Here is a 20,187-nt window from a genome sequence, read left to right as displayed (position 1 = left end):
ATATCTCTTGATTCTCTTGTAGGATGGTTGTTACCGACAGTGGTCGTACCAGAAAGTTGTGAATGTATCTACAGGGAGAGAACAGATGAAAAGTGCATTAGTTGTAGAAGGCGGCGCTATGCGTGGAATATTTGCGGCAGGCGTTCTAGATAAATTCATGGAGCAAGACTATTATCCCTTTGATTTTACGCTAGGGGTGTCCGCTGGGGCGACAAATTTGTCGACTTACGTCTCTAAAATGCACGGTTTGAGTAAAACTATTATCACCCAATATGCAACCAAGCGAGAGTTCTTCAGTCCGCTTCGTTTCATAAAAGGGGGGCATATGACGGATGTCCATTGGTTATGGCACCACTCAAAGCAGTCATTGAACATTCCCGCCCCTGGCGAAAAGAGCAGCATACCTTTGTTCGTAGGGATTACGAATGCCGAATCTGGTGAGTGTGAATATATAAAGGCCACGAAGGATAATGTAGATGATTTGATGGTAGCTTCTTGTGCGTTACCCACCGCATATAGGGATGAAATAATGATAAACGGTACACGCTATCTTGATGGCGGCGTTGCCGATGCAATACCAGCTATTAAAGCCTATAAGATGGGCGCAAGAGACATTACCGTGATACTTTCACAACCTCTTGGATTTACCAAACCTGAAGTAAAATCAACCTGGTTAATGCAGAAGGTGTATGGAGACCAGCCCGCTATTCTAGAAAAGATGCTTCAGCGTGCAGCAATTTATAATGAAACCCTCGATTTTCTCCATAACCCACCAAGAGACTGCACCATTAGGGTAATAGCGCCAGACGAAGCTTTCTGCGTTAAACGACTAACTATGGACAAGAAAAAGTTATTGAGAGGTTATGGACAGGGTAGGCGTATGGCCAGACGCCATCTTAAGAGCCTAAATACTAATGAGGTTGGTAAAAATTATCAGATAGCGTAAAGCTCCCTTAATAATTTTTTCTTGAGGTTGTATGATTTTAGCAACAGTTGTCGTTAAAAGCTTGGATTTCAATTAGGCTTTTTTTTGCTCGTAAGGAAAGCTCTGATTTACAAGAGTTTATCGTGTTTCAAAATGGCAACACATCATCAGCTTATCACCTATATTGTACTTATCACTTCCGCTTCTTATTGGTGTTTGGCCCTAATTGAGCAAACAATCTAGTAATATAACTAATACCTTTTTACAAAATGTTAGAGGCGCTTAATCCTTTAATAAAATCATAACTAACTGATAAAAAGCGTGTTTGTCTTCTGCTTATTATCAAAAATGTAAACTTTGCACCGAATTTGCAAAATTTTCACGTTGTTGGTCTGCAATTTGCTGTAACCTAAGCAACATTAGTTATTTTCTTTAATACGTTAATTACGTATATGTGAAACGCTCGGGGAAAAATAAAAAAGCGTAAAGTTGTAAAAGGGCAAATAGCACTTAGAGCATTTAAATAGCTCGGCGTATAGGATTCTGCGAAGGTAATAACAGACAACTGATCACCAGTAACAACCCATCAGTCACGATGAGGTTGCTGTAAGTTTTGTGTATTCGTTCTAATACTTATGACTAACTTTTAAGGTTACGCGTAGTAGCTTCCTTTAAGTCGTGGCAGTATCAAACTCAAATAATAAAAAGCTAGTAAAACGTGCAAATAGCAAATCAAAAAATTTCGATTGGGCTAGTAAACCCAAAAAATCCAGTCAATGTAGCGTCTATTTTGCGTGCTGCGGGATGCTACGGTGTCGCTAGTGTATTTTATACGGGACAGCGTTATCGTTTCGCTAAAGACTTTAATGCAGATACGAAAGCGTTTCATAAAGTAATCCCGACAGTTGGCGTTGACAATTTACGGGATGTTGCTCCAAAAGGGGCGTCCATAGTTGCGGTTGAACTTGTTGAAGGTGCTGAGCCTTTACCAAGGTTCGAACATCCTGAAAATGCTTTTTATATTTTAGGGCCAGAAGATGGAAGCGTAGGCGAAGATGTTTTGTCATGGTGCGATCACGTCGTCTATGTACCTACTTATTCGTGTATGAATTTGGCGGCCACGGCCAATGTTTTACTGTATGACCGTTTATCAAAGTCTGAGTACGTAAGTGGGGATGCACTTATCAGACAGAGCCGAGATACGAATAATAAGACAAAAATAAGATAGCGATTTAATTATTAACTAAGAAAAATAAACCTAAGGCTACTGTTGCTAACAGGAAGTTACCCATAAGCCAAACAATAAACTAAATTTAGGGGACTTTTGCGTTGAAAACAACAACAATGAGCGCTGCTCGTGCGCTAAATAGTGCTGTAACTAATAAGTTAAACCAGTTACCTCGACAACTGCTTAAAGCATTTCCACGCCGATTGTCACTTGAAGAAAGTATTTCCAATTTCTTTTTTAGCCGTTATGAACTCGTTGTAGCGAACGAAGAAAATGAAAAACAAGTTAGCTACAAAACCCGCCATAAAGTCTATTGCGAGGAAATGAGCTTCGAGCAAAAAAACGCTGCTGCTATTGAAAAAGATAAGTACGATGATCGCGCAATCAATTGTTATATCAAACACCGCCCGACAGGTGAATGCGCGGGTACAATTCGATTGGTGTTGCCAACTGAAGCTGGATTATCGTTACCTTTAGAGGAAAAATGCGCTGAAGCGTTTGAAGATTGCGCTCTGCTACCCTCTAATTGCGACCCATTAAGCGTGTGTGAGATATCAAGATTGGCAATCCCAAGAGAGTTCAGAGTTCGCCAAATGCGTTCTAAAATTCTGCCATTGGAAAAGCTTGAAAAAATAAAGCAAAAGAAAAGTACGCCATTTAATGTTGAGCACTTTCCTTACCTGTCTATTGCGCTGTATTTAATGGCAACCAGCATTTGCCAACATCTAAATGTTAAGCACGCATACGTTTTGATGGAGCCAAAGTTAGCACGAAGAATGAAAGCATTTGGCATTAATTTTAATTCAGTAGGCGACGCAGTAGAGTTTAACGGTAAGCGTGTGCCTTACAGGTTATCGCCACAAGTATTATTAGAGGATTTAGCCAAGCCTCTTAAAAGTTTTCACAAAAAGATCCATAACGAGCTTGATAGTGCGTTAAATGCTATTGAAACTCTTCCAGCACACACTGCTCGTCCGACGCAGAAACCTTTGCGAGTGGCGCAAGCTGCTTAAATTTTAATATCGCGATATTTATTAGCCGTCCTCTTGGACGGCTTTTTCATTTCTGAATACGTATGCATGTTTTTTAACATACATTTAACGCGTATCCTGTTGGCATCATTTACATTTTTGTCACGAATACTATGCTTAATCAAAAGTCGACTTTTTCTCTTAAGCCTTTATCTGTTGCTATGCTTTCGTTGGGTTTAATGGCGTGTACTGGTCCATCTCCATCAGTAAATAATCAAACACTTGAGGGTGAAGGAAGTAGGCCTTCAGCATCAAATCAACAAGGTGATATGTCAACGCATTCTGAAAACAGTGAAAGGCAAGGGAAACCTGTGGTCTACCAAGTGTTTACTCGACTATTTGGAAATACTAATTCTACCAACCAGCCTTGGGGTACGGTTGAGCAAAATGGCGTAGGCAAATTCAGCGACTTTACCCCTAAAGCCCTTGAAGCCATTAAAGCTTTAGGCACCAGTCATATTTGGTATACCGGCGTGCCACATCATGCGGTAATCAATGATTATACCGACTTCGGTATTTCAAATGACGACCCAGATGTGGTTAAAGGCCGCGCTGGTTCACCATACGCCGTTAAAGATTATTATAATGTTAACCCTGATCTAGCTGATAACCCTGCTAAGCGCTTAGAAGAATTCGAAGCTCTGATTGAAAGAACGCATGCTGCGGGTATGAAAGTTATTATCGATATTGTTCCTAACCATGTGGCCCGTGATTATCATTCGCTTTCTGCGCCAGAAGGTACAGTCGATTTTGGCGCAAACGATGACACGTCTGTACAGTATGCTCGTGACAACAACTTTTATTATGTTGTGGGTGAAGCATTTCAAGTACCCACTGCTGACAGCTACCAGCCTCTAGGCGGCGAACCCCACCCATTGTCAGACGGTAAGTTCGATGAGTTTCCTGCAAAGTGGACAGGGAATGGTGCAAGGGCAGCGCAGCCAGATATTAACGACTGGTATGAAACGGTAAAGGTGAACTATGGCGTGAAGCCAGATGGCACTTATGATTTTCCCTTGCTACCTGACGAATACAGTCAAAAATCTATCGAAGCGCACGCCGCGTTTTGGCAAGGAAAAGATCTTCCTGATTCGTGGTACAAATTCAGAGACATTGCTCACTATTGGATTGATAAAGGTGTTGATGGATTTCGTTTTGACATGGCTGAAATGGTGCCAGTAGAGTTTTGGTCTTTTCTTAACAGCAGCATAAAGCAAAAAGCACCTGATGCATTCTTGCTGGCAGAGGTATACCAGCCAGACAAATATCGCGATTACCTGCATAAAGGCAAGATGGACTATCTATACGACAAGGTAGGGTTTTACGATACGTTAAAAGCAATTATGCAAGGAAAGGGAAAAGTTACTGATCTAGTCGCTGTCCATAAAGAAGTTAGCGATATCGCACCGCATATGCTGCACTTTTTAGAGAACCATGATGAGCAGCGTATCGCTAGCCCTGACTTTGCTGGTAGCGCTGAAAAAGGCAAGCCAGCGCTTGCGGTAAGTGCGCTTATAAGCAGTTCTCCAACGCTGCTTTATTTTGGCCAAGATGTGGGCGAAGACGGTAGCGAAGAGACAGGTTTTGGCGACCCAACGCGTACGTCTATTTTCGATTACGTTGGCGTTCCTGCTCACCAGCGGTTTATGAATGATGGAAAATTTGATGGTGGTCAATCCACAAAGGAAGAAAAAGAACTGCATAAGTTTTACGAACGCGTGATGTCTATCGCCGCTACTAATCCGGCCATCGTTGGTGAGTACCAAAGCCTCCATTCGCTCAATCTTGGCGTCGAAAATTCAGCGTATTCAGAGCAGCAATTTACATTTGCTCGCGTACAAGATGATCATGGTTTTGTCGTTATCGCTAACTTCAGTGATGCACCAGTAAGGGAAATAAAATTTACAGTACCAGCGAGCGTATTAGATGTAACTAGCAAAACTATTAGCCTTGAGCCACTTCTTTCTCATGACAGCATTAGCCTAGAAAAAGATGATATTAACTACAGAGCCTCGTTATCACTAGAAGGGCTAGAGACGAAAGTATTTGCCTTCTAGATAGTGTGTAAAGCTATTAACGAAATCGAATACTAGAGATTTTATTTAAACGAGAGACCATGTGTATTGGCATGGTATCTCGTGAATACGTATGCAGAGCATTGGTCAGTCAGGCTATGCAATGTAGTATCTCGGTAATATTTTGCACTTAACGTATTTTTAACATCGGTGTCTATATGTTTAATCGCAACCGCGTATCTAATGCTATTTTCCCATCACGCAGTGTCTCGCTCTCACTCGTTGTGAGCCTTGCTACTTTATTTCCTGCATTTTCTGCTTTTTCCTCACAAGAAAATAACCTAGACGTTTACCCGCCCAACTGGTGGGCAGGTATGCAACATGATGAAGTAGAACTGATGATTTCTGGCAAAGACGTGGCCGATGACAAGGTTTCCGTTTCAAAAGGCAGTGTCCAAATAAAGCAAAGCAGGGCACTTGATAGTGAAAACTATCTTTTTGTAACGTTAGATCTTGCTGAAGCGAACCCGCAAGAATTGGTACTGACGTTAAAAGACGAAGAAGGAAGTTCACGGGACATTCACTATTCATTGAAAAAACGAGCTAAAGGTTCGTCGTCGAGAGAAGGCTTCGGACCTGAAGATGCCATTTACCTAATTGCCCCTGACCGATTCGCTAATGGCAGCGTGGAAAATGACAACATTGATGGGTATCAAGATAAAGTAGATAGGGCCTTTAAAGGCGGACGTCATGGCGGGGATATTCAGGGCATTGTTAACAACATCGACTATATAAAAGAGATGGGGTTCACCCAAATATGGACCATGCCGATGCTTGAAAATGCGATGGAAAAGTACAGTTACCATGGCTATTCAACCACCGACTATTACACTATAGACCCGCGTTTTGGCTCTAATGACGCTTTTGTAAAGCTAAGTAAAAAAGCCAACGAAAACGGCATTGGCGTTATCATGGATATGGTGCTTAATCATATCGGTAGTGAGCATGTATGGATGGAGGATACACCGTCTGCTGATTGGATAAACAATAATGGACAGTTTGTCGGTACTACCCATAAGCGTGAATCGCTTCACGACCCTCATGCCATAGCGAGCGATATCAAAGGGTTTAGTGACGGTTGGTTTGTACCAACCATGCCTGACCTGAACCAGCGCAACCCACATTTGGCAACTTATTTGATTCAAAATGCTATTTGGTGGGTGGAAACAGCAAATCTGAGTGGCATACGAGTAGACACTTATTCATATCCTGATAAAGCGTTTTTAAGTCAGTGGACTAACCGTATCATGAAAGAATATCCTAACTTCAACATAGTAGGTGAAGAGTGGTCGGTAAACCCTGTGATTACGGCTTATTGGCAAGCAGGTAGCAAACGCCACGACGATTACGACAGTGCTTTGCCATCTGTAATGGACTTTCCTCTTCAGGCTGCCGTTGTTAAAGCGCTTAATAGCGATGAAAGCTGGAATTCTGGTTTTATTTCAGTTTATGAGACATTAGCTACCGATTTCTTGTATGGTGATCCAAATAATCTGGTTATCTTTCCGGATAATCACGACATGAGCAGAATTTTCACCCAATTAAATAACGACAAGGCCAAGTGGAATATGGCAATGACGTTGTTTTTAACAACGCGCGGTATACCTCAAGTATTCTATGGAACTGAGATTTTGATGGGTAATGAAGGGACAGAAGATCACGGTATTATCCGGTCTGATTTTCCTGGCGGGTGGCCATCGGATAGCGAAAAAAATGCGTTTAGCGGCAAAGGCCTTTCTGATGACGAGCAGTGGGCTCAAGAGCGTATAAAAAAGCTATTAGCGCTGCGTCAATCTCATCCTCAACTCTTTAAAGGTGAGCTTAAACATTATGCGCCCGTAGACGGTGTTTACACGTATTTTCGTGTAGCCGAGGATACAGCGCAGAAGCTTATGGTTATCCTCAATAAAAAATCGGTAGATTTATCTTTAGCAAAGTACGCAGAAGTATTGGGTACGGATGTATCAATAACTCGCGTGAGCGACGGTCAAACATTTAACGCCTTTGAAACCATAAGCCTTCCTGCTATGTCGGCTAATGTGTTTATTGTGCAATAACCGTATCAATTAAATTAAAACAATAAATAGAGCAAAATATGCAAGCAACTCAACCACGCCTTTCCTTTTGGCAAATATGGAATGTCAGTTTTGGCTTTCTGGGTGTTCAATTTGGTTTTGCACTGCAAAACGCGAACGTTAGTCGAATACTATCGGACCTAGGTGCAGATCTTCATTCACTATCACTATTTTGGCTTGTAGCGCCCATTATGGGCTTGATAGTGCAGCCCATTGTTGGCTCGGCATCAGATAGAACGTGGAATCGATTGGGCCGCCGCCGGCCGTTTATACTTGCTGGGGCGATAGCCGCGGTGGTAGGTATGATCTTATTACCCAATGCGCCGATCTTCGTTGCCTTCTTAGCGCCTATGGTTATGGGCGCTTTAATGGTTGCACTGATGGATGCATCGTTTAATGTGTGTTTCCAACCGTTTCGCTCTTTGGTATCTGATATGGTACCAGCGTCACAGCGCAACGTGGGTTATTCAATACAGTCGCTTCTTATCAATATCGGCGCGGTAATTGGCTCTATACTGCCATTCATTCTAACTAATGTGGTAGGCCTAGAAAATACCGCTCAAATGGGGGAGGTTGCGCCTTCTGTAATGTGGGCATTCTACATAGGTGCGACTGTACTACTAGGTACGGTTATTTGGACCGTTATACGCACGAAAGAGTATGCGCCAGACGAATACAATCGCTACAAGGGCCTTACCGAAGAAGCCCCTGCAAGTGAAAGTAAGGCTAAAGCACCGCTTGGCCAGCGCTTAGGTGAGTTTTTCGTTTTAGTAAAAGACATGCCAACCACCATGAAACAACTGGCTGTTGTTCAGTTTTTTTCTTGGTTTGCGCTTTTTATTATGTGGGTTTACACCACACCTGCGATTACTCAACATATTTGGAACGTAGATAAGCAATGGTTTGATCCCGCTTATATCGCCGCTGCGCCTATGGTGCCTGAAACTATTGTTATGGCAAAAGGTGCTGCTGGTGACTGGGTAGGTATACTTTTCGCGGCATATTCTGTGTTCGCTGCTATTTTTTCCATTTTCTTAGCAAAGCTGGCAGATAAATTCGGTCGCAAGACTGTATACGCTTCGTCTTTAGCGCTAGGTGGCCTTAGCTATGTAAGTTTCTTACTATTCCAAGACCTTACTATGGTGAATGTTAACCTGCTTATTACTGAAGTAACTGTGCCGTTAGGCGCAGTGAAACTACTTACCCCAATGATAGGGGTAGGTATTGCGTGGGCGGCAATTCTTGCTATGCCTTACGCCATGTTAGCCGGCGCACTACCCGCGAACAAGACGGGTGTTTACATGGGAATATTCAACTTCACCGTGGCTGCACCGCAAATTGTTTCAGGTTTAACTGCCGGTTGGATCTTAAGCAGTGTATTTAACAACGATGCCAAGTACATAATTGTCGTGGCCGGTGTTTCTATGCTCATTGGTGCCGTGTCTGTCTTTTTCGTTAAAGAGACGGATAAACAAGAACTTGAAGCTGAGCAGGGAGCTTAATATGTTATTCAAACGTTCAGCAATTGCATTAACGTTAGCCGGTTTATTTTGCTCTGCTTGCACTAGCACGGCTACATCGTCTTTAGACAATAGTGAAAAGCATACCGCTCAGGCTATAGTAGGTACCAGTACGCCATTTGCTAGCGAGGCAGTTTACTTTGTGGTAACTGATCGCTTTGTCGACGGCGACTCTTCGAATAACCACGAAGACCAAGGCGGGGAACATCCCACTTGGCAGCTACCGCTTGAAGGTCCCGACGGTGAAAAAGCCTATGTGGGTTACATGGGCGGTGATTTACAAGGTATCTTAAATAACGCTGATTACATTAAAGATATGGGCTTCACTGCCGTATGGATGACGCCTGTTCACGATAACCCTGACTATGCATTTAACGGCGACGAGCCTATTACATATGGCGGTGCATTCAAAGATGGCGGAAAAACTGGCTATCACGGTTATTGGGCGACAAACTTTTATAAAGCTGATGAGCATCTGATTAGTGACGATTTGAGCGTAAGTGACTATAGCGCGAAGATGCGCGAACACGGCCTTAAGTCAGTGTTTGATATAGTTGCCAATCACGGCACACCAAGCTTCACGATGAAAGAAGACTTGCCAGGTTATGGTGAGCTTTACGATAAAGATGGAAACTTAGTTGCTGACCATCAAAACCTAGCACCTGAAGAGTTAGACCCTAAAAACAACCCGCTGCATAGCTTTTTTCACAACTATCCAGATTTAGTCAAGCTTTCAAACTTAGATGACGAGAACCCAGCAGTTCGGGATTACTTAATTAACAGTTATCTTTATTGGATATCGCAAGGCGCTGATGCATTTAGAATAGATACCATAAGGCACGTACCGCATTCATTTTGGCGTGAAGCGTCTGACCGTATTCGCAAAGAAAACCCAGACTTTTTTATGTTTGGCGAAGCGTTCGATTACGAAGCTAACAATATTGCGCAGCATACGTTGCCTAAAAATGGCGGCGTAAGCGTTCTAGACTTTCCTATGCAAAAAGCCATGGTAAGCGTGTTTGAAAAGCCGCTTAAAAGCGATTTTGCAGACTTAGAAAAAGTACTTCATCTTACTCACGGCCCTTATAATAACCCCTATGAATTAACCACGTTTTATGATAACCATGATATGGCGCGCATTAACGCGACAGATAAAGGCTTCATTAATGCGCACAACTGGCTGTTTACTGTTCGCGGTATACCGGTTGTTTACATGGGCTCTGAGATAGGTTTCATGCGCGGTACGGCTGAACATGCCGGTAATCGTAACTACCTTGGTCAAGAACGCATTAATCAGGCTAAGAGTCATCCTATTCAACAAGCGCTAACAAAAATCGCCAACGTACGTAAAAATACTGTCGCCTTGCAGCGCGGTGTGCAGGTTAATCTAGAGCTTAGCGGTCATCGTGCCGCATTCTATCGCGTTGTCGACACTAAAGATGCGCAGCAAACAGCGCTTGTGTTACTAAACAAGGGTGATGAACCCCAGTCGTTTGAGATAAGTAACTTCATGCAGTCAGGCAACTGGGTAGAACAATTGTCTGGGCAAACCCAACAAGTAGAGGACGGCGCTGCGTTAAGCGCTACGGTTAAGGCTAATGGCGTTCAAGTTTGGGTTCTCGAGGGCAAACCTACCAACCCAGCGTTGCTCTCTCAAATAAAACATCAGCTGGCCCGTCAATAAAGCACTCAAAGCACGATTAATAGAGAGTCAAAAAAAGCCCCGAGCGTTAAACGTTCGGGGCTTATTATTTGATTAGTAGCTATTCAGATAAAGTACAAGCTTAAGCCGTTTATTCGCTGCCACAAGATTGACGTACAATAATGTCGGCTGGCATTAAGTAATCCTCAACTTCTTCATTGTTTATTGCTTTCAATAGGGTATTTACCAATAGCTCACCGGCAAGCTTCGTGTTTTGCTGTACTGTGGTAAGCGATGGTGTCGTGTAAGCAGACACCGCAATATTGTCATACCCAACAACAGCAACATCGTCCGGAACATTCACTTTCGCTTGGCGCAGCGCTCGCAAAACACCCATAGCAATAAGGTCAGATGCACAAACAATAGCTTCAGGTAGTTCGCCTGCTTGCAGCAATGATCTAACTGCTTCTGAGCCAGCATCTTCGGTAGAAATGGCGTTACGCTGAACACTTGATTGCGCTAAGCCATGAGATTGTAGTGTTTTAAAATACCCGTCAAAGCGTGCTTTAAATTCCGGTGCGTGCTCGCCATTATCGCCAATAAAGGCAAACGATGTTTTACCCAGTTCGATGAGGTGTGAGGTAATGCTTTGACCACCTTGATAATTATCACACCCGATACTTACACCTGGGTGCGCTTCATCAGGTGCACCCCAGCGAACAAAATGCGTACCTTGCGACTCTAACTGAGCGACTTTGTTCTGATAGTCAGTGTAGTCACCATAACCCAACAAAATAATTCCGTCGGCTTTGTTTGAATCTTCGTATTCCGCGTGCCAGTCGTCTTCTAAGTTCTGAAACGATACAAGAAGATCGTAGTTTGCTTGTGCACAAGCGCGAGTAATACTACCGAGCATTGCTAAAAAGAAAGGGTTGATCATTGAGTCGTCAGACGTTGGATCTTCGAACAAGAGTAGGGCAATTGTGCTGCTCTTTTGTTTTCTTAAATTACTGGCGTTCTTATCCACCTTGTAATTGAGTTCCCGGGCAATACGCTGAACGCGGTCGCGAGTTTCTTGGTTAACCAGCGGGCTGTTGTTTAACGCTCGCGAAACCGTTGATTGAGAAACCCCTGCCAAGTGGGCAATATCAAAAGAGGTTGCTTTTTCTTTCATAAACACCATGTTTTGCTGCTACGACAATGTTGTCGCTAAATTAGATTACCATATTTTTCGAATAGCGCGTGCTTTTTGCTATATATGCGCTTAAATGCTAATCAAAATTAATGAAGCGTTGCTCATCAAGTACATTCCAGAGGGTTTTGTTGTAGTTTTTATAGTGCACTCTTTGTGTGGATCGCTCTTAAATCAATCACTTGTTAGGCTTCTTTGAATAAAACATGGTTGAAGTAATTGCGAGAGTGTTATACTCAGCGAGATTTTGAAATATTATGTGCATAAGGGGAACAAGCGAATGGCCGAGACTGAACACCGTCCGACCAATTTTATCCGTCAGATTATTGATAAAGACCTGGCTAGTGGTCTACACGACGCTATTAAAACTCGGTTTCCACCAGAGCCGAATGGCTTCTTACATATTGGTCATGCCAAGTCTATTTGCTTGAATTTTGGTATTGCACAAGACTACACAGGCTCGTGCAATTTGCGCTTTGACGATACTAACCCTGCAAAAGAAGACATTACGTTCGTTAATTCTATAAAAGAAGACGTTCAGTGGCTTGGATTTACCTGGGATGGCGAAGCGCGTTATTCATCGAATTATTTTGATCAATTACATGCATATGCGGTTGAGCTTATCGAAAAAGGTTTAGCATACGTCGATTTTTCTGCGCAAGAAGTCATGCGCGAGATGCGTGGTACGCTTAAAGAGCCAGGTCAAAATAGCCCTTATCGCGACACAGACGTCGAAACTAACCTTCGTGAGTTTGCCAAGATGACGGCAGGCGATTACAAAGAAGGCGAATGTAGTTTGCGCGCCAAAATCGACATGTCGTCGCCGTTCATGTGTATGCGCGATCCGGTAATTTACCGAGTCAAACATGCACACCATCACCAAACCGGTGATAAATGGTGTGTGTATCCAATGTATGATTTTACTCACTGCATCTCGGATGCTATTGAGGGGATCACGCATTCATTATGTACATTAGAATTCCAAGACAATCGTCGTCTTTACGATTGGGTTATCGAAAATATCTCAATTGACTGTACGCCTCGTCAGTATGAGTTTTCACGTCTTAATCTTGAGTACACGGTATTAAGCAAACGCCGTCTTATTCAATTAGTCGATGAAAACCATGTGAGCGGGTGGGATGACCCCCGTATGCCTACTATAGCGGGCTTACGCCGTCGTGGTTATACACCGGGCTCTGTGGTTGAGTTCTGTAAGCGAATTGGCGTGACCAAGATGGACAATATGGTTGAAATGTCTATGTTGGAAGCTTGTATTCGCGATGACTTAAATGCTAACGCACCGCGTGCGATGGCGGTATTAGACCCAATTAAGCTTGTTATTGAAAATTACGATGAAGGGCAGACAGAAACGCTGAATGCACCGAATCATCCTAATGATGAAACCATGGGTACGCGTAGCATTAGCTTTAGCCGCGAAGTGTATATTGAAGCAGAAGACTTCCGTGAATCGGCAAACAAAAAGTTTAAACGCTTAGTACTAGATAAAGAAGTACGTCTACGTAACGCCTATGTGGTTAAAGCTAATCGCGTTGAAAAAGATGAAGACGGCAATGTAACTACTGTTTACTGCACTTACGACCCAGAAACATTGGGTAAAGATCCAGCTGATGGGCGTAAGGTCAAAGGCGTTATTCACTGGGTGGACGCAGCAACGGCACAGGCAGCAGAATTTAGACTTTATGATCGTTTGTTTAACGTGCCTAATCCGGCGGCTGAAGAAGACTTCACCAATGCAATAAACCCTGGTTCGCTTGAAATTAAACAAGGCTGGGTAGAAGCAGGACTCGCTAGCAGTGTTCCTGACGTTGGCGCCTGGCAGTTTGAACGTACTGGTTACTTCTGTGTAGATAAAGATAGCACAGACGATAAGCCTGTCTTCAACCGCACGGTAGGGCTAAGAGACACATGGGCGAAAATAGGCGAGTAATATAATTGTTGATTGCGCGCTATATGCTAAATGAAAAAACCGCTTAAGTTCAAACTTAAGCGGTTTTTGTTTATAAAAGTATAAGGTTTAATTAATTACTTCGGCTGGCAATCAAGAGACTGACCGTTTACTTCCTTACTTTCGTCACCCATTAGGTAAAGATACATAGGCATAATATCTTCTGGTGTTTTAAGTGTATCCGGGTTTTCTGCAGGAAAAGCTTGTGCACGCATATGAGTGCGAGTACCACCTGGATTAATACAGTTGAAACGCAACGTCTTATTTTGATACTCATCTGCTAAAGTTTGCATTACGCCTTCTGTTGCAAACTTAGATACAGCATATGTTCCCCAAAACGCGCGACCTTTTCTACCTACACTCGATGTAGTGAAAATAACTGATGCATTTTCCGCTTTTTCTAATGCCGGGATAAGGGCCTGCGTCATATAGACCATGCCGTTAAGATTTATCTGCATTACGTCTTGCCACTCTTGCGCATCAATATCTTTAAACGCACTAAGGTGGCCTAAAATGCTAGCGTTATGAAGAACACCGTCTAATCGACCAAACTGGTCAATAATGGTCTGCGTCATCTGTTGATAATGAGAGGGCGTTGCACCTTTTATATCTAAAGGAACAATGGCAGGTTCCTGACCGCCTGCGGCGATAATATCGTCATAAACGGCTTCAAGTTTCGACACGGTGCGCCCTAATAGAATACAAATAGCGCCGTGTGCAGCATACGTCTTTGCAGCTTGAGCACCAATTCCATCGCCAGCTCCGGTGATAAGAATAACTTTATCGCGTAACAAATCCGCTGGTGCGTTGTAATCGTTCATCATTTTCCTTCAAAAGGTTAATTTTTTCGCATTGTATGGGGCTTGTAGACCCCGCTAAGAATCATACGTCAGATCATACTCAGCCTGACTCACAAGTAAAACAATGAATGAAAAATTCTTCAAACGTAAAAAAAGTTAACAAAAGTAGTTAACAAAACTTTGCAAAGTTGCAACAAAGTCAATAAGATTGAGGAAGATACAACTGGTCTAACATGTTTAAAACTATCATCTACGCCTGTAAAGACAGGGTAGACCAAGCTACTTTTAATAGAGTTCAGTTTTAGACACAGAATAACAACAATGCTTGTAGGGAGTAGAGATGAGAAAACTCGTATTAAGTTCCAGTGTGGCCCTTGCGCTGGGTCTAGCAGGCTGTGGTGGCTCCGATGAAACCCTTTCCGACATTCAGGCCGAAACAGAAGTCCAAACACCATTTTCGCGGATCCTTTTTGACCCTGCCAATGGTAACCTAAATATTCCTAACGACCTTCTAATGCTTCCTGGCGATGACGGTTTCTTTGATTATACACTCAACATTCCAGTGGCTGATCCCACAGATTTTGCTGACCCGCAAAATGCACTTAATGTGCTAGACGGCTGGTCGACGCAGCATCCTTTCGTTATCAACGTTGAAACACCAGCGGGCGCTTCGCTAGACGAAAGCACGCTAGCTTCTGGTGTATTGCTATATGAAGCCACGCTGGGTCTTGACCAAAACGACCCAGACTGTGCGCAGGTAGCAACACCTTCTGCAGGTTGTAAGCTTGGCGATCAACTTACCTTTGGCGTGGATTACGTACTTAGCCTCGCCGATAGCAATACCATCACATTTGTTCCGTTAAAGCCTCTTAAGCCTGCTCAAGGTTATATGTTGGTCATGACCACAGACTTGAAAGATTCGTCAGGTAAGTCAGTGCAGGGTTCAACAACTTGGGATTTGGCAAGACAAGATATTAATACCGATCCACTATCAAGCGCTTCTCAGTTAGACCTGCAGGCTTTGGTTAATTCTTATGTTAACCCGCTTCTGCAGGCTGGCTTTGCCCGCGAAGATTTAACCTATGTCTCTGCGTTTACTACACAATCGGTAGGAAATTCACTTGATACAATTAAAAAGGTAATGATTGGTACCTTCGCTCAGCTTGCAGCTGGCGGCGATCCGTCAGCACCTGCTGCACTTCCGGCGATCACCGTTAGCGATGTGTCTGCTGCGCCAAATGCCATGGAAGCTTTAGGCCTAGTGAACGAAACTGTTGTAGCGGGCGCGGTTGAACTTGGCAAACAAGGTCTGCCAGATAATGTTCAAGCGGCCATTGATGCAACAGATTTTAGCCTACTAGAAACCTGTGCAGGTCTTGCCGGTACAGCATCGGGTCAACTAGAGGCTCAATGGGGTGCATTGAACGAATTTGCTGTTGGCGTATCTACGGGCATTTTGGAGCAAGCGGGCCCATTTTGTGCGGCACAACGCTATGAAGGTAATATCGCATTGCCTTATTTCTTGGGTGTACCAAGTGCTGAAAACCCATTAGCGCCGGTAAATGATTTCTGGAAAGCCGCCTGTGACAGCGGCATCGTACTTGCTGGTGCACCACAAGAGCTACTTGCGAGTGCTGAGCCAGGTCCAAATGCAGCAATGTGTTCTTCCCTTGGTCTTGCTGATGTTCGTATAAATGGCGAAATGCTTGATAGCGCTCGAAACATCACTAAATTTAACCCGTATCCACAGCCAACTGGCGGAAATATGGGTACGGAAACGTTAGACGTGCAGGTAACTATCCCAGACCCTGCAATTGCGGGCGCTCTAGGCTTCCCAATTAGCATGCCTGAAGCTGGCTGGCCAGTGGTGATTTTGGCCCACGGTATTACCAGTCAAAAAGAAGACATGCTTGCGATTACCGGAACTTTATCCCTAGCAGGTATTGCGTCAGTCGCTATCGACCAACCTTTACACGGTAGTCGAGGTTTCGACCTTGATGGTGACGGTACAGATGACTTAAACGCTACAAGCGTAAGTGCAACGCATTACATGAACCTTGCTAGCTTACCAACTGCCCGCGACAACTTACGTCAAAGTGTATCTGATTTACTGGGGCTGCGTTTAGGACTTAATGCAGTTGTAGATACGACCGCAGCACAAAATGTTAAGTTTGATATGTCACGTGTGTCTATCATGGGCGTATCACTAGGTGCCATTACTGGTGGTAACTTTGCTGCAGTAGCAAACACATCAATGGGTGGCGATTTAGCTGCGCTTGACGGTATGTTTGCTGTTAGACAAGCATCTCTAGAATCTCCAGGAGGCGGCGTAGCGCAATTCTTATTAGAGTCGCCTTCATTCGGACCTCTAATTAAAGGCCTATTGCTATCACAGGCGTCAGAAGAGTTTGTTGCATTGCTTAATCAACTTTATGAGACAACAGATGTAAGTGAAGAGCAGCTTAGTGCGGCTGTTACTATTTTTGAAGATAACCTAACTGCAGAGCAAGCAGCTGAAGTAAATGCAGTATTTGCGGAATTCGCATTCGCTGCGCAAACAGTAATGGATGCTGGTGACCCAACTAACTATGCACAAACGCTAGGAAGTAATACACCTGTTCACATGATGACGGTTGTAGGTGATGGTAGCGAAGAAAACTTACCTGATCAGGTAATTCCTGTTTCCACAGCGTTACCGCTTTCTGGTCAGCTTCCGTTAGCAGCGACAATTGGTCTAGAGCAAGTCACTACTACCCAAGGGCCTGGTACAGACCCAATTAGCGGTATTGTGCAGTTCAATAGCGGCGCACATGCTTCTAGCTTAAGTCCAGCATCAAGTGCAGCGGTAACTACAGAAATGCAAAAAGAAGTGGCAGGTTATATTGCGTCTGACGCGCTAGCGCTTCCAATTTCTGATGAGAGTGTTGTAGCCAACTAGCCACCTCTAATGCGGTCGACAAAGCAGAGTTACACCTGCTTACATTTTATCGAGTTAAAGCCGGCGTAGTAGCCGGCTTTTTTGTCTTTAAAAGCGGAATGTTATTTGAATGTTTTGGGATGTTAATGTAGTGTAAATGATGGTCCGATGAGTATTCTAAAGACAATAATTAACTCCGCTAATGGAAAAGAGAAATAGAAGCCATTGACCATATTCATTCATCATTAGGGAACATTTGCGATGATCAACCAACAGTCATTCTCTGCTAAGCGTACGCTAATTGCACTTTCAATTGCCGGTCTATTAACTGCATGTGGCGATAACGACAACGATTTTTCAAATATAGAGCAACCAGCGCCACCCACCTCCCCAAACCCAGAACCTTCGCCTACACCTATTCCTGCTTTTTCACCGGATGGTACTTTGTCTGCTGACGTAACATGGACAACCTACGGTGTTCCGCATGTAAAAGCTGATAACCTCGAAAGTATGGCATATGGGGTAGGTTATGCCTTTGCGAGAGATAACCTTTGCGTACTGGCTGATCAAATTGTTAAGTACAACTCTGAACGTGCAAAGTTTTTTGGCCCAGACCAGGTGCCTGGTAGCGGCGACTCTGAACACCTCATCAACGACTTTGGCTTTTTAACATTGGGTATCAGAGAACTTGCAGAAGAGAATTTGCCCCGCTTGTCTGCAAATTCTCGCGCAATGTTTCAGGGGTATACGGCAGGGTATAACAGATACTTAAATGAAACGCCTGTAGAAGAGCAAGATCAAAGCTGTGCAGGACAACCTTGGGTAACAGAAATTGATAGCGTTGATCTTCTAACATACTCCTTGGGCGTAGCGCTTTTACCGGGCGCTGCAAACTTTTTAGGCCCAATGTTTATTGCTGCACCACAAGGTGAGAGCTATTTACCAACACCTGCCGAGTCATCAAGTGAAGTTGCCTCTACATTTACGATTTCGCCAACAGTGGGGCTGCCTGACAGAAATCCTCAAGAAATGGGGTCTAATGGATGGGGGTTAGGCAGCGATAAAACCACTAATGGGAAGGGAATGGTATTAGGTAACCCTCATTTTCCTCACACTGGAAACTTACGTTTTTGGAACTTTCACGCACAAGTACCTGGTCATTTGAATGTTACAGGTGGCTCTCTCACAGGTTTACCCGGCGCGGTAAACATCGGCTTTAATGAAAACGTAGCCTGGACTCACACATTCTCAACTGCTGAACACTTCGTGGTTTATCAGCTAACCCTTGATGAAGATGATGCATCAGGTCTTACCCATGTAGTTGACGGAAGCAAACGCACTATCTATGAAAAAACCCTTCAAATTGACGTTGCTATAGGTGGCGGGCAAACCATAAAGCTTAATAAAACCGCATACTACACGAACTACGGCCCAATGATTGAAGTACCTGGTAACTTCGATTGGAACTCAAACAATGCGTTTGCCATTAAAGACGCCAATCTGCCTAACTTTGATATTGTTGATCATTGGCTTGCCATGAATATGGCTACGTCAATGGACGAATTTAAGCAGGCGTTTAAAGACTATGATGGGGTTATTTTCAATAACACAATGGCGGCCTCAGCCGATGGCCAGGTATTCTATATTGACGATTCAACCGTACCGAACTTAACTGAAACTGCAATTGAACAACTAACAACGAACCCCTTGCTTATTCAAACTAAAGCGGCAGCCGGTTTTACCGTATTGCCGGGTAATATTTCTCAATTCGATTTTGATGGGCCGGTTCCTTATGAAGAGGCGCCGAAATACGAGGGAACAGACTCAGTTCAAAATTCAAACGACAGCTACTGGTTAACCAATTTAAATTCACCGATTGTTGTGAGCAACCCGTTGTTTGGTAGCGTGGAATATCAGCAAACACTGCGTTCACGTTTAGGGCAGCAGTTTATTGAAAATGAAGCGGGGAGTGATGGTACTTTCACACCTGAGGAAGTTGAAGGGCTATTATTAAATAACCGAAGCTACTTGGCAGAGAACATATTGCCATCTCTCCTTGAACTATGCGCAGATCAAGGTGAAACACCAGTAGATGTTGATGGTGCAAGCGTCGATGTATCGCAAGCCTGTGCAGCCTTAGAGGACTGGGACGGTACAATGAACCTTACGAGTACTGGCGCGCACGTTTTCAGAGAATTCGCTTTTCAGTTTAACCAAGCGCCTCAATGGGAAGTACCGTTCTCTCTTGATGCACCTGTGACTACGCCATCAGGTTTAGTAAAAAACGATACTACCCTTGAGCAATTGGCACGCGCTACACAGGTTATTGAACAAGCCGGGGTAGCATTTGATGCGCCGCTAGGTGAAGTGCAATTTGTTGAACGTAGCTTACCTGATGGCTCTGCCTCAGGTGTTAAGCTACCATGGGCTGGTGCACATAACATTGAAGGTGGCTTTAACGTATTTGATGTTAGTAGCAGTAGAAATGGAACCCAGTTGCCTAGACATAGCTACGAAACAATTAGCAGTAACACGGCAATGAGTGCTGAAGCTGAGGGCTACCACATTAATTATGGCACAAGCTGGGCAATGGTTATCAACTTCACCGATGAAGGGCCAAAAGGCCGAGGTATATTGACTTACTCACAGTCTCGTAAGTTCGGCAGTGAGCATTTCTTAGACCAAACACAACTTTATTCTACACAACCTACACTGCGGGATATCTATTTCACCGATGAAGAGATTGAAGCAAACAAGATAGAGCAGGTTAACCTATCGTCAGACTAAGTTGAGACTGGTATTATAACGTGATTACA

Annotated in this window: 12 protein-coding genes; 10 read left to right on the top strand and 2 right to left on the bottom strand. The window is 43.7% G+C overall.

Annotated elements, in window-relative coordinates:
• Nucleotides 1-85: 85 nt before the first annotated feature.
• The 7 genes from ACXAFM_RS18225 to ACXAFM_RS18195 all read left to right on the top strand — a co-directional run bounded on the left by ACXAFM_RS18225 (nucleotide 86) and on the right by ACXAFM_RS18195 (nucleotide 10,538).
• Entirely contained in the window at nucleotides 86-946 is an 861-nt protein-coding gene (locus tag ACXAFM_RS18225; RefSeq protein ID WP_474835702.1) for a patatin-like phospholipase family protein, read from the top strand.
• Nucleotides 947-1,643: 697 nt separating this feature from the next.
• On the top strand, nucleotides 1,644-2,153 hold the full coding sequence (locus ACXAFM_RS18220; protein ID WP_474835700.1) for an RNA methyltransferase: 510 nt from the start codon (nucleotides 1,644-1,646) through the stop codon (nucleotides 2,151-2,153).
• Nucleotides 2,154-2,254: 101 nt separating this feature from the next.
• Nucleotides 2,255-3,166 (top strand): PEP-CTERM/exosortase system-associated acyltransferase, encoded by a 912-nt coding sequence (locus ACXAFM_RS18215; RefSeq protein WP_474835699.1) that lies wholly within the window; start codon nucleotides 2,255-2,257, stop codon nucleotides 3,164-3,166.
• A gap of 131 nt (nucleotides 3,167-3,297) precedes the next feature.
• Nucleotides 3,298-5,241 (top strand): alpha-amylase family protein, encoded by a 1,944-nt coding sequence (locus ACXAFM_RS18210; protein ID WP_474835697.1) that lies wholly within the window; start codon nucleotides 3,298-3,300, stop codon nucleotides 5,239-5,241.
• Between the two features lie 176 nt (nucleotides 5,242-5,417).
• Nucleotides 5,418-7,316, top strand: a complete 1,899-nt coding sequence (locus ACXAFM_RS18205; protein WP_474835695.1) for a glycoside hydrolase family 13 protein — start codon at nucleotides 5,418-5,420, stop codon at nucleotides 7,314-7,316.
• A 38-nt stretch (nucleotides 7,317-7,354) separates the two neighbouring features.
• Nucleotides 7,355-8,836: an MFS transporter gene (locus tag ACXAFM_RS18200; protein WP_474835693.1), complete on the top strand. Its 1,482-nt coding sequence runs from the start codon at nucleotides 7,355-7,357 to the stop codon at nucleotides 8,834-8,836.
• 1 nt (nucleotide 8,837) lies between these two features.
• The gene (locus tag ACXAFM_RS18195; RefSeq protein ID WP_474835692.1) at nucleotides 8,838-10,538 is read left to right on the top strand and encodes an alpha-amylase family glycosyl hydrolase; all 1,701 of its coding nucleotides are present in this window, start codon (nucleotides 8,838-8,840) and stop codon (nucleotides 10,536-10,538) included.
• 109 nt (nucleotides 10,539-10,647) lie between these two features.
• On the opposite strand, the gene ACXAFM_RS18190 is transcribed toward ACXAFM_RS18195, so the two are convergent.
• Nucleotides 10,648-11,670 carry a LacI family DNA-binding transcriptional regulator gene (locus tag ACXAFM_RS18190; RefSeq protein WP_474806833.1) on the bottom strand — a complete coding sequence of 341 codons (1,023 nt, stop codon included), beginning with the start codon at nucleotides 11,668-11,670 and terminating at the stop codon, nucleotides 10,648-10,650.
• A 298-nt stretch (nucleotides 11,671-11,968) separates the two neighbouring features.
• Between ACXAFM_RS18190 and glnS the strand changes: the two genes are divergently transcribed.
• A complete protein-coding gene (glnS, locus tag ACXAFM_RS18185; protein ID WP_474835690.1) occupies nucleotides 11,969-13,636 on the top strand; it encodes a glutamine--tRNA ligase in 1,668 nt (555 codons plus the stop codon).
• A 95-nt stretch (nucleotides 13,637-13,731) separates the two neighbouring features.
• Here the strand turns inward: glnS and ACXAFM_RS18180 are convergent, their stop codons facing one another.
• The gene (locus ACXAFM_RS18180; protein ID WP_474835689.1) at nucleotides 13,732-14,475 is read right to left on the bottom strand and encodes a YciK family oxidoreductase; all 744 of its coding nucleotides are present in this window, start codon (nucleotides 14,473-14,475) and stop codon (nucleotides 13,732-13,734) included.
• Nucleotides 14,476-14,794: 319 nt separating this feature from the next.
• On the opposite strand from ACXAFM_RS18180, the gene ACXAFM_RS18175 reads away from it, so the two are divergent.
• Both ACXAFM_RS18175 and ACXAFM_RS18170 read left to right on the top strand, forming a co-directional pair.
• The gene (locus ACXAFM_RS18175; RefSeq protein WP_474835688.1) at nucleotides 14,795-17,392 is read left to right on the top strand and encodes a VolA/Pla-1 family phospholipase; all 2,598 of its coding nucleotides are present in this window, start codon (nucleotides 14,795-14,797) and stop codon (nucleotides 17,390-17,392) included.
• 240 nt (nucleotides 17,393-17,632) lie between these two features.
• Nucleotides 17,633-20,158: an acylase gene (locus ACXAFM_RS18170; RefSeq protein ID WP_474835687.1), complete on the top strand. Its 2,526-nt coding sequence runs from the start codon at nucleotides 17,633-17,635 to the stop codon at nucleotides 20,156-20,158.
• Nucleotides 20,159-20,187 lie beyond the last annotated feature (29 nt).

This window comes from Alteromonas sp. ABD4_190 (genome assembly GCF_056160105.1).
The sequence above is the reverse complement of the archived record's forward strand: the minus strand, read 5'-3'. Positions and strand labels throughout refer to the sequence as shown.